Source organism: Lutibacter profundi (assembly GCF_001543325.1).
Classification (GTDB): Bacteria; Bacteroidota; Bacteroidia; order Flavobacteriales; family Flavobacteriaceae; genus Lutibacter; species Lutibacter profundi.
The window spans coordinates 2,672,774-2,684,313 of record NZ_CP013355.1; the positions used below are offsets into that span (position 1 = coordinate 2,672,774).

Here is an 11,540-nt window from a genome sequence, read left to right on the forward strand (position 1 = left end):
TTAATAAAAGTGAGTTAATTATAAAGAAATATAATTAGAAGATTAAATTAGCGCTATAAAGTACAAAAAAACAATTAAAAGATTGAATGTCTTTCAAAAAGTATGAGCGGCAAATAGTTTGAATATTGCTTTTGTAGTCTCTAAATTTTATGAAAAAAGAAACGCAATTTACGTTATATTTGTACCAAACCAAGTAATTTTACTATTTTGGATATTATTCACTTCACGTATAAAATATGTATTGCGTTAACTCATTTTAGAGTTGATATTAGATATCCGTAGCTTAATTTTTTTTGTATTAAAAATTAACTATAAATTTAAGTATTAACAATTATGACATTTAAAGATCAAATAAAACAAGGAATACCATCTGAGTTACCTTTAATAAAAGTATATGATTTAGATATAAATCATGCGCCAAAACGAAAAGAAATTTTATCAAAAGAAGAAAAAAAGTTAGCAATTCAAAATGCACTACGCTATTTTGATAAAAAACACCATGCAGTTTTAGCTGAAGAGTTTGCTAATGAATTAAATGAATACGGTAGAATTTACATGCATCGTTTTCGTCCAAATTACAAAATGTACGCTCGTCCAATTAATGAATACCCTGGGAAATGTGAACAGGCAAAAGCAATTATGCATATGATCCAAAATAATTTGGATTATGCTGTTGCTCAACACCCGCATGAACTAATTACTTATGGAGGAAATGGTGCTGTTTTTCAAAATTGGGCGCAGTATTTATTAACAATGCAGTATTTAAGTGAAATGACGGAAGAGCAAACTTTAGTAATGTATTCTGGGCATCCAATGGGAATATTCCCTTCTCATAGAAATGCACCAAGAGTTGTGGTGACTAATGGAATGATGATTCCAAATTACAGCAAACAAGACGATTGGGAGAAGTATAATGCGTTAGGTGTTACTCAATACGGACAAATGACAGCAGGAAGTTATATGTATATTGGACCGCAAGGAATTGTTCATGGAACAACTATAACAGTGTTGAATGCTGGTAGAAAGATTGCAAAAAATGGAGAGGATTTAACAGGGAAACTCTTTGTAACTTCTGGTTTAGGGGGAATGAGTGGTGCGCAGCCAAAAGCAGGAAATATTGCTGGTTGTATCACAGTTTGTGCTGAAGTAAACCCGAAAGCTGTTAATACACGTCATTCACAACATTGGGTTGACGAGGTTTTTAAGACTATTGATGAATTAGTTGAACGTGTTAAAAGAGCAAAATTAAAGAAAGAAATAGTTTCAATTGCCTATCAAGGAAATGTAGTTGAAGTTTGGGAGAAGTTTTATGAAGCAGGAATATATATAGATTTAGGTTCTGATCAAACATCATTGCATAACCCTTGGGCAGGTGGTTATTATCCCGTTGGTATTTCATTTGAGGACGCAAATGAGATGATGACCAAAAACCCAAAATTATTCAAGGAAAAAGTGCAAGAAAGCTTAAAAAGGCAGGTTGAAGCAATTAATAAACATACAGCAAAAGGCACTTATTTTTTTGATTATGGAAATGCATTTTTGTTAGAGGCTAGCAGAGCTAATGCAGATATTATGGCTGAAAATGGAATAGATTTTAAATATCCATCGTATGTACAAGATATTATGGGGCCAATGTGTTTTGACTATGGTTTTGGACCTTTTCGTTGGGTGTGTACAAGTGCTAATCCAACAGATTTAGAAAAGACTGATACAATAGCATGTGAGGTTTTAGAAGAATTAAGAAAAAATTACCCTCAGGAAATTCAGCAACAGATGGCTGATAATATTCAGTGGATTAAAGGAGCTCAAGAAAACAACTTAGTGGTGGGTTCTCAAGCGCGAATTTTATATGCAGATGCAGAAGGAAGAATGAAAATAGCAGAAGCTTTTAATAATGCAATAAAAAATAATATAATTTCAGCACCTATTGTATTAGGTAGGGATCACCATGATGTTTCTGGTACCGATTCTCCTTACAGAGAAACTTCAAATATATACGATGGATCTCAATTTACGGCTGATATGGCTATTCAAAATGTAATAGGTGATAGTTTTAGAGGTGCAACTTGGGTATCTATTCATAATGGAGGTGGAGTAGGTTGGGGTGAAGTAATAAATGGTGGTTTTGGTATGGTTATTGATGGTAGTATAGAGGCAGAAAAGCGATTGAAAAGTATGCTTTTTTGGGATGTTAATAATGGAATTGCTCGTAGAAATTGGGCGCGTAATGGTGGAGCAACTTTTGCAATTAAAAGAGCGATGGAAGCGAATCCAAAATTAAAAATTACGCTACCAAATTTAGTTGATGATTCATTATTACAAAAGTTGTTTTAATATTAAAATTTTATTCAAAATGAAAGCCCTTAAATTACTTCCGTTAGCCTTATTATTTTTAGTAGCATCTTGTAGTTCTATAAGAGTTTCAAGTGATTATGATACCAATACCAATTTTTCAAAGTTTAAAACTTTTGCTTTTTATAAAAAGGGAATTGATAAAGTTGAAATTTCAGATTTAGATAAGCGAAGAATTTTAAAAGCTGTTGAAAGCGAATTGTTGGCTAAAGGTTTTAAAAAATCTAAAAATCCGGATTTATTAGTGAATATTTTCACAAAATCACGTCAAAGAATAGATATTTATAACAATAATAACATGTATTTTGGTTGGTTTCCGTGGTATTACGGCCCAAATTTTGGAACACATATTTCAAAATATACAGAAGGTACGTTATTTATAGACTTGATAGATGCGAATAAAAAAGAATTAGCTTGGCAAGGAATAGGAAGTGGCGCATTAAATACCTCAAGGAATGTAGCTAAAAAGGAAGAGAAAATTAAAGATTTTGTGGCTAAAATTATGGCTAACTATCCACCAAGTGTGAATTAAAAAAATGTGAATCGTAAACAAAACAACGTTCTGAATTTTCAGAGCGTTTTTTTGTTATTTTTGTATATGGATTTTAAAAAACATATTCCTTATGAAGAAGGAGATTATTATGTAAACGAGCAAGGTTATCGTGTTTTTACAGAGAAATATCATTTAAAAAGAGGGTACTGTTGTAAAAATGGTTGTAAACATTGTCCGTATGGATACAATAAAAATACAGGTACATTTAAAAAATAATTTTAATTTTTTGGTTAGTTACCTGTTTAAAGTTTCTCCCCAAGAATTATAAAGAGTAGGTAATGCGTTTTGTGTCTTACAAGATGGTAAACAAATAGGTTTTAAAACATTAAAAATGGCTTTCAAATTTTTTGTGCAATTCTTTAAAATAATCAAACGAAAGTAACAATCTAGAACCAAACCAACTAAATAATTCTCCATCGGCAAAAACAGTAACAGAACGATTCGTATAGGTTGCTATTTCCATAGCGTGTTCATCTTTAAAGGGAAAGGGCTCAGATGATAAAATAATTACATCAGGGTCACCTTCATGTCTAATTTTATTAATTTCAACCTTAGGATAACGACTCCTATTTGCATAAATATTTTCAAATTTGTTAAGTTTTAAAATCTCATTAATATAGGTGTTGTTTCCTGCAACCATCCACGGGTTTGCCCAAATAAAATAAGCGACCTTTCTAGCAGGCTTATCTTTTATAAAAGATTTAAAGTTGGTTAACTTAAAGTTTATTTTTTCAATTAAATTAATGCTTTCGGTTCTTCGGTTTAGAATGTTTCCTAAATTAGCTATTAAATTTAATGAATCTTGAATTGAATTTACATCTGAAAAATAAGTGGGAGCAATTTTTTCTAATTCTGGAAGAAAGTCATAAGAATTTTCTTCTTTATTGCATAAAATAAAATCGGGTTGTAACGCTTTAATTTTGTTAAAATCAACTTTTTTTGTGCCACCAACAATTGTTTTTGTAGCCTTTAAATGATAGGGGTGAACACAAAATTTTGTAATACCAACTATTTCATTTTCCAGACCTAAATCATATAATAATTCAGTTTGAGACGGAACCAATGAAACAATTCTTTTAGGTGTTGTTTTTATTAGAATTTCCCTTTTTAGAGAATCATTAATTATTTTCATTTAAAATAATTTTCATTTCTTGTTGCAATCTAAAAGCTTCTTTTTTAGCTGCTTTAGCAAAATTTATATCATTTCCAGCATAAATAATTCCTCTTGATGAATTAATAAGTAAGCCACAATCTTTTGTTAACCCATGGTTACAAACCTCTTGTAAATTACCACCTTGAGCACCAACACCTGGAACTAATAAAAAGTGATTGGGAACAATTTTTCTTATTTCAGCAAAATATGCTGGTTTTGTAGCGCCAACAACAAACATTAAATTTTGAGCATTTTTCCAAGTTAGAGCAGTTTTTAAAACGTTTTTATAAAGCGCACCAGTATTTGTTTTCAGCCCCTGAAAATCCAATCCGCCTTTATTTGAAGTTAAAGCTAAAAGGATAGTTGTTTTATTTTCAAAAGCCAAAAAAGGCTCTACAGAATCACTTCCCATGTATGGTGCAACAGTTATTGAATCAAAATTTAAATCTTCAAAAAAAGCTTTGGCATACCTAGTTGAAGTATTGCCAATATCACCTCGTTTTGCATCGGCAATGGTAAAAATTTCTGGGTAATTTTTATTGAGATAATTGATTGTTTTTTTTAAAGATTTCCAACCTTTAATTCCGTATGCTTCATAAAAAGCGATATTCGGTTTATAGGCAACAGCTAAGTTATGAGTAGCATCAATTAGTTGTTTATTAAATTCAAAAATAGGATCTTTTTTTTCTAATAAATGTGTTGGTATTTTTGCTAAATCAACATCTAAACCTATACATAAAAAAGACTCTTTCTGTTTAATTTGAGCAATTAGTGCTGATTTGTTCATAGATTTGAATAAAGAATTAAGCAAAAGTAACAATTTTAATACTTTAAGTTATAGTTGTTTCTTGAAAAAATATCTTTAATATTTGGTTTATTGTCGAAAACGATTGCGTAATCAGCTTATTTAAGAGTCTAATTTTCAAACTTTATACCGTAAATTTGTTGTGTTAAAAAGAAACCATAAAAGTAAATTAAAATACCATGAGAAAACAAATAGTGGCAGGTAACTGGAAAATGAATAACGATTTAGAGGCTTCTAAATTTTTAGTAAAAAAAATAATTAAAAAACTAAAAAATAATTCATTACAAAACACAAGAGTAATTGTTGCTCCAACGTTTGTTAGTTTAGAAAAAGTGGTAAAAAAAGCAAAAAAAACAACTATTGAAGTAGCAGCACAAAACATGCATCAAGCAAAAAGTGGTGCTTTTACGGGTGAAATTTCTGCAGAAATGCTTAAATCTGTTGGGGTAAATATGGTTATTTTAGGGCATTCTGAACGCAGAGAGTATTTTTGTGAAACAGACGAAACTTTAGCTGAAAAAGTTAGTACAGCATTAAAAAACAATATGGAAATAATTTTTTGTTTTGGTGAAGTTTTAGAAGATAGAAAATCTAAAAATCATTTTAAAGTTGTTGAAAGCCAAGTAAAAAACGGATTGTTTCATTTGGAAGCTTCAGCTTGGGGTAATATTATTTTGGCTTATGAACCTGTATGGGCAATTGGAACAGGGGAAACAGCATCACCTGAACAGGCGCAGGAAATGCACGCTTTTATTAGGAAAATTGTTGCTGATAAATACAATAAAGAAGTAGCTGACAATGTTTCAATTTTATATGGAGGAAGTGTAAAACCTTCAAATGCTAAAGAAATATTTTCTAAAGAGGATGTAGATGGTGGTTTAATTGGTGGTGCAGCTTTAAATGCGGATGATTTTATTGAGCTGGTAAAATCATTCTAAGTATATTTTTAAAATAGTTTAAAATATAGATGCGGTTTTCTTTCATTATGAAAGGAAACCGTATTTTTGCATTTTGTAATAAATGATATATATGACAAATTATATTGGATATATTTTTAAAGTAGCACCAAAAGAGCCAGCAACTGAAATTTTAATAGCTCAACTAGGAGAAGTAGGTTTTGAAAGTTTTGTAGAAAATGAAGATGGTGTAACAGCATACATTCAAGAAAATGATTGGAATTCTGAAATTTTAAAAGAGATTCAAATTTTAAATTCTGAGGAGTTTAAATTTACTTTTGAAGAAGAAGTTATTGAACAAACAAATTGGAATAGTGAATGGGAAAAAAACTTCAACCAAATTCAGGTTGATAATTTAGTGAGTATTAGAGCTCCTTTTCACAAAAATCCAAATTTAAAATACGACATTGTTATTGAGCCAAAAATGAGTTTTGGCACAGGTCATCATGAAACTACACATATGATGATTCAGCATTTGTTAGCACTAGATTTAGCTAATAAAAATACGTTAGATATGGGATGCGGAACTGGAATTTTAGCCATTTTTGCTGAAATGAAAGGAGCAAAACCAATTGATGCTATTGATATTGATACTTGGTGCTATGAGAATTCTTTAGAAAATGTAGCACGAAATAACTGTAAACATATTTCAGTTTTTGAAGGTGATGCTTCACTTTTAATGAATAAAAAATACGATGTTATTATTGCTAATATTAACAGAAATATTTTACTAAATGATATGGTTTTATATATGGATTGTTTAAATGATGATGGTATTATTTTATTTAGCGGATTTTATGAAGAAGATATTCCAATAATTGATGCGGAAGTTTCAAAATACGGTTTGACTTTAGATAAAATAATTGAGCGAAATAACTGGGTATCTTTGAAGTATATAAAATAATTACTAATTTAGCAGCATGAGTACAAAGAAAAGAATACAAGAAGAAGTTGATGTATTGGAACAGGAAACCAATCTAAATGAGATTGTATTATTTAACGATGATGTAAATACCTTTGACCACGTAATTGACTCATTGATTGATATTTGTGACCATACATTAGAGCAAGCTGAACAATGCGCTATTTTAGTTCATTACAAAGGTAAATGCACCGTAAAAACGGGTGAGTATAACGATTTAAAACCTCGTTGTACCATGTTATTATCAAAAGGACTCTCCGCAGAAATTATATAAAAAAAAGCAATATTTAGTACATTGACTTTTCCCAAAAGAGGTACTATTAACTAAAAGAACATCATCAATTTTAATAAGAAAAATTATTAAAAACAATCGTAACTTTTGATTATTAGTTGTTAATATTGAATATTTCTTACAAAGTTTATTATTTTTAATTTGAATTAAATTATTGAGGTCAGTAGATAGTTACCTATTTTAATATTTACTCGAACAGACAATTAAAAACAACTTTTATATCTGATATACTGCAAGTTATGGTTTTAACTTTGTATGCAGTTAGCCACTAACCTCTATTAAATTTAGTTTACAAAGGAATATTTCCGTGCTTCCTTTTAGGTCTTACAACTTCTTTACCCTCAAGCATTTGGTAGGCCTTAATTAATTTTCTTCGTGTATTTTTTGGGTAAATAACTTCATCAATAAAACCACGTCTGGCTGCTCTATAAGGGTCTGCAAATTTTTCAGCATATTCTATTTCTTTTTCTTTCCATTTGGCTTTAGGGTTATCAGCATTTTTAATTTCATTTTTAAAAATAATTTCAGCTGCACCTTTAGCTCCCATAACAGCGATTTCGGCAGTTGGCCAAGCAAAGTTCATATCTGCGCCTATGTGTTTAGAATTCATAACGTCATAAGCGCCGCCGTAAGCTTTTCGTGTAATAACAGTTATTCTTGGTACGGTTGCTTCGCTTAAAGCATACAATAACTTTGCACCGTTTGTTATAATTGCATTCCATTCCTGATCTGTTCCAGGTAAAAAACCAGGAACGTCTACCAATACTAATAACGGAATATTAAAGCAATCGCAAAATCGTGTAAAACGAGCTGCTTTAACAGAGCTATTTACGTCTAAACAACCTGCTAAATTCATAGGTTGATTGGCTATAATACCAATACTTCTTCCTGCTAAACGACCAAAACCCACAATTATATTTTCTGCAAAATTTTTATGAATTTCAAAAAAAGAATTTTTGTCAATAATACCTTTAATAACCTGATGCATATTATAAGGTTTATTTGGGTTTTCGGGGATTATTTTTTCAAGTTCTTCCCTAATTTCATTATCTAATTTGTAGGGTAATTTTTTAGTTGTTTCTCTATTGTTTTGGGGAATGTAGCTCAATAAGGCTTTTACATCTTCTAAACATTCAATATCATTTGAAGATGTGATATGTGTAACACCCGATTTCGTTGAGTGTGTACTTGCGCCACCCAACTCTTCGGCTGTAACTTCTTCATTTGTTACTGTTTTTACAACATTAGGCCCCGTTACAAACATATAACTAGTATCTTCAACCATCAAAGTAAAGTCTGTCATTGCAGGAGAGTAAACTGCACCACCAGCGCAAGGGCCCATAATTGCTGAAAGTTGTGGAATAACCCCTGATGCTTGTACATTTCTATAAAAAATATCAGCATAGCCACCTAAAGATTTTACACCTTCCTGAATTCTAGCTCCACCCGAATCATTCAATCCTATTACAGGAGCGCCAACTTTTAAAGCTTGATCCATTATTTTACAAATTTTTTCGGCATGAGTTTCTGACAGAGCTCCTCCAAAAACTGTAAAATCTTGTGCAAAAACGTATACTAGCCTTTCATTTATAGTTCCATAGCCTGTTACAACACCATCACCAAAGTAAATTTCTTTTTCCATGCCAAAATCGGTTGTTCTATGAGTAACTAAAACACCCATTTCTTCAAATGAACCTTCATCTAATAAATAGTCTACACGTTCTCTAGCCGTTAATTTTTTCTTTGCGTGTTGTTTTTTTATTCGTTCTTTCCCACCACCTAAATGTGCTAATGCAACTCTTTTATTTAATTTTTCAATTTTTGAATCCATGATATTGAATAGTATAACAATTAGTTTATAAGAGGAACTCTTACAATTTTTTGATCTTCGAAATATATTTTTAATGCTACTAATGCAGCTATTTTAGCTTCTTCATCTAAACCGGCTTGTAGTTTTTCAGGGGTGTAATAATTTTTAACAAAATGTGTATCAAAATTTCCTGAGCGAAAGGCTTCATGTTCACAAACAAATTTACCAAAAGGTAACGTTGTTTTTACCCCTTCAATTTTATAATTATCTATAGCTTCAATCATTAGTTGAATTGCCTCTTCGCGTGTTTTACCATAAGTAATTAATTTTGATAACATAGGGTCATAATAAATAGGGATGTCCATTCCTTCCTCAAAACCATTATCAACTCTAATGCCTTCACCTTTAGGAATTTTATAAATGTTTAAATTCCCAACGCTAGGTAAAAAATTATTTGTAGGATCTTCAGCATACACACGCAACTCCAATGCATGGCCTTTAATTTTTAAATCTTTTTGTTTGAAAGAGATGGCTTCACCACGTGCAATTTTTATTTGTTGTTCAACTAAATCTATACCTGAAATGAGTTCAGATACTGGGTGTTCAACTTGCAAACGAGTATTCATCTCTAAAAAATAGAAATCTAAATTTTTATCAACCAAAAATTCTACGGTTCCAGCACCTAAATAGTCACAAGATTTTGCAACTTTAATTGCAGCGTCTCCCATTTTTTTTCTTAATTCTGAGTCTAAAACTGAAGAAGGGGCTTCTTCAACTACTTTTTGATGACGGCGTTGAATACTACACTCTCTTTCAAACAAGTGTAGTATGTTTCCATGGCTATCAGCTAGTACTTGAATTTCAATATGCCGGGGTGAAGTAATATATTTTTCAATGAAAACAGAACCATCTCCAAAAGCAGAAGTTGCTTCACTAATGGCTCTATTCATTTGTTCTTCAACATCATTTTCATTTTCAACAATGCGCATTCCTTTACCGCCACCGCCTGCAGCAGCTTTTATCAATATTGGAAATCCAATTTCTCTAGCAATAACAGTAGCTTCTTTAGGGTTGTTAACCGCTCTGTCAACACCGGGAACCATAGGGATATTATAATGTTTCACGGCATCTTTTGCGGCTAATTTATCGCCCATCATTCTAATTGATTTAGATTTTGGACCAATAAATAGAATGTCATTTTTCTCACATAATTCGGCGAAATTGGCATTTTCACTTAGAAAACCATAGCCAGGGTGTATTGCATCTACATAAAGTTTTTTAGCTTCTTTAATAATTTTATCTCCTAAAAGGTACGATTTGTTTGAAGGAGCTTCACCAATATAAACAGCTTCATCTGCAAATCTTACATGTGGCGCATTTCTATCAGCTTCTGAATAAATGGCAACCGTTTTAACACCCATTTTTCGAGCAGTTTTCATAACTCTAATGGCAATTTCGCCTCTATTTGCGATTAATATTTTTTTCATTTTAGTATGGGTTTAGTGCTTTTAGAATATTAATTTTAGGTAGGTAATAGTTATTCCAATTCAATCATTAACTCACCCTTTTCAACAGTTTCTCCTTTTTTAATGTATATAGATTTAATGATACCACTTTTAGGAGAACTAATAGTATTTTCCATTTTCATCGCCTCTAAAATTAACAAGGTTTCTCCTTCTGACACTTTTTGTCCTATCTCTACATTTATATTTAAAATAAGGCCAGGCATAGGAGATTTTATGTCATTTGATTTTTTGGATGTTCCTATTGTAAATCCCATTTCTTTAATAAGTAAATCTAATTGGTTTGAGATTTTAACAGTATAATTATTAGAATTAACATTGATAACATATTCCTTGTTAAAAAAATTGGATTTCTCAAGTTCAACATTAAAAGATTTATTATTGTGAATTACATGGAATTTAGATTCTGATAATTTTAAGATATCTAATTTTTTTGTTTCAGAATGTTTAAAATTATATTCAAAAGAGTTGTCTACAGTTACTTTGAAATTTTCATCCATAATTATTAAAAATAATAGGTTTTAATTAATGATTTTGAATTAGATAAAGATATTGATTTTTTTTTGAATAAATATTGATTTTAATTAGGTTTTTTTGAATTAAATATTTTTTATAGTGATTTTAGGACTAAATATTTAGGAATACGCAAAAAAAACATTGCAGGTGAAGCATTAAAATTATGGGACAATGTTAAAATAAAAAAGGATGGGCATAAAAAAACAGCTTATTAAAAATAGAAATAAGCTGTTTTTTAGTGTTGTTGTGACCTCGACAGGATTCAAACCTGTTCGCTATAACCTAACGTTTATAAGGGTTTAAGAGATTTCAAAGAATACGAGGTAGTTATTTAACTACCATTTAAACTGTACTAGTATAGTTTAATCTAGCTTTCTATTAAAGAATAAATATACAATTTTCAACCAACTAAATCAAAACAAATCACATCAAATTTTATGATACTTTTTGAAGGTATTCATTGACTAAATCTAGTTTAATACCACTGTATTCAGCAAATTCTTCTGAAGTAACAAACTGATGTTTTTGTTTTCCAAAATGCACTTTAATTTCATTTAATAGCTTACGCCCGTATCGTTCACTTCTTCCAGTGATGCACTGAATGTCTTTTGGGTATATGCAAGCTCTTATTATTTTCATTTGATACATTATCTATACT

Annotated in this window: 12 protein-coding genes; 6 read left to right on the forward strand and 6 right to left on the reverse strand. The window is 30.6% G+C overall.

Annotated features, from left to right (window positions below):
* The first annotated feature begins 333 nt into the window (after nucleotides 1–333).
* The 3 genes from Lupro_RS11745 (at nucleotide 334) to Lupro_RS13560 (ending at nucleotide 3,121) form a co-directional block, all read left to right on the forward strand.
* Entirely contained in the window at nucleotides 334–2,334 is a 2,001-nt protein-coding gene (locus Lupro_RS11745; protein WP_068210550.1) for a urocanate hydratase, read from the forward strand.
* A gap of 19 nt (nucleotides 2,335–2,353) precedes the next feature.
* Entirely contained in the window at nucleotides 2,354–2,884 is a 531-nt protein-coding gene (locus Lupro_RS11750) for a DUF4136 domain-containing protein (protein ID WP_068211647.1), read from the forward strand.
* 66 nt (nucleotides 2,885–2,950) lie between these two features.
* Nucleotides 2,951–3,121, forward strand: a complete 171-nt coding sequence (locus Lupro_RS13560) for a DUF5522 domain-containing protein (RefSeq protein WP_158499570.1) — start codon at nucleotides 2,951–2,953, stop codon at nucleotides 3,119–3,121.
* 109 nt (nucleotides 3,122–3,230) lie between these two features.
* Here the strand turns inward: Lupro_RS13560 and Lupro_RS11755 are convergent, their stop codons facing one another.
* Both Lupro_RS11755 and pyrF read right to left on the reverse strand, forming a co-directional pair.
* A complete protein-coding gene (locus Lupro_RS11755) occupies nucleotides 3,231–4,037 on the reverse strand; it encodes an ABC transporter substrate-binding protein (protein ID WP_068210553.1) in 807 nt (268 codons plus the stop codon).
* Nucleotides 4,024–4,845, reverse strand: a complete 822-nt coding sequence (gene pyrF, locus Lupro_RS11760) for an orotidine-5'-phosphate decarboxylase (RefSeq protein WP_068210556.1) — start codon at nucleotides 4,843–4,845, stop codon at nucleotides 4,024–4,026. The genes Lupro_RS11755 and pyrF overlap by 14 nt, the downstream gene beginning before the upstream one ends.
* A 197-nt stretch (nucleotides 4,846–5,042) precedes the next feature.
* On the opposite strand from pyrF, the gene tpiA reads away from it, so the two are divergent.
* From tpiA to Lupro_RS11775, 3 genes are all read left to right on the forward strand, one after another.
* Nucleotides 5,043–5,801: a triose-phosphate isomerase gene (gene tpiA / locus Lupro_RS11765; RefSeq protein ID WP_068210559.1), complete on the forward strand. Its 759-nt coding sequence runs from the start codon at nucleotides 5,043–5,045 to the stop codon at nucleotides 5,799–5,801.
* A 91-nt stretch (nucleotides 5,802–5,892) separates the two neighbouring features.
* Entirely contained in the window at nucleotides 5,893–6,723 is an 831-nt protein-coding gene (gene prmA, locus Lupro_RS11770) for a 50S ribosomal protein L11 methyltransferase (RefSeq protein ID WP_068210562.1), read from the forward strand.
* A gap of 16 nt (nucleotides 6,724–6,739) precedes the next feature.
* On the forward strand, nucleotides 6,740–7,015 hold the full coding sequence (locus Lupro_RS11775; protein ID WP_068210565.1) for an ATP-dependent Clp protease adaptor ClpS: 276 nt from the start codon (nucleotides 6,740–6,742) through the stop codon (nucleotides 7,013–7,015).
* A gap of 307 nt (nucleotides 7,016–7,322) precedes the next feature.
* Here the strand turns inward: Lupro_RS11775 and Lupro_RS11780 are convergent, their stop codons facing one another.
* From Lupro_RS11780 to Lupro_RS11795, 4 genes are all read right to left on the reverse strand, one after another.
* Nucleotides 7,323–8,864 (reverse strand): acyl-CoA carboxylase subunit beta, encoded by a 1,542-nt coding sequence (locus Lupro_RS11780; protein WP_068210567.1) that lies wholly within the window; start codon nucleotides 8,862–8,864, stop codon nucleotides 7,323–7,325.
* Between the two features lie 20 nt (nucleotides 8,865–8,884).
* Nucleotides 8,885–10,330 (reverse strand): acetyl-CoA carboxylase biotin carboxylase subunit, encoded by a 1,446-nt coding sequence (gene accC, locus Lupro_RS11785; protein WP_068210570.1) that lies wholly within the window; start codon nucleotides 10,328–10,330, stop codon nucleotides 8,885–8,887.
* A gap of 50 nt (nucleotides 10,331–10,380) precedes the next feature.
* The gene (locus Lupro_RS11790) at nucleotides 10,381–10,866 is read right to left on the reverse strand and encodes an acyl-CoA carboxylase biotin carboxyl carrier protein subunit (RefSeq protein WP_068210573.1); all 486 of its coding nucleotides are present in this window, start codon (nucleotides 10,864–10,866) and stop codon (nucleotides 10,381–10,383) included.
* A 451-nt stretch (nucleotides 10,867–11,317) separates the two neighbouring features.
* On the reverse strand, nucleotides 11,318–11,521 hold the full coding sequence (locus Lupro_RS11795) for a hypothetical protein (RefSeq protein ID WP_068211649.1): 204 nt from the start codon (nucleotides 11,519–11,521) through the stop codon (nucleotides 11,318–11,320).
* Between the last annotated feature and the right edge of the window lie 19 nt (nucleotides 11,522–11,540).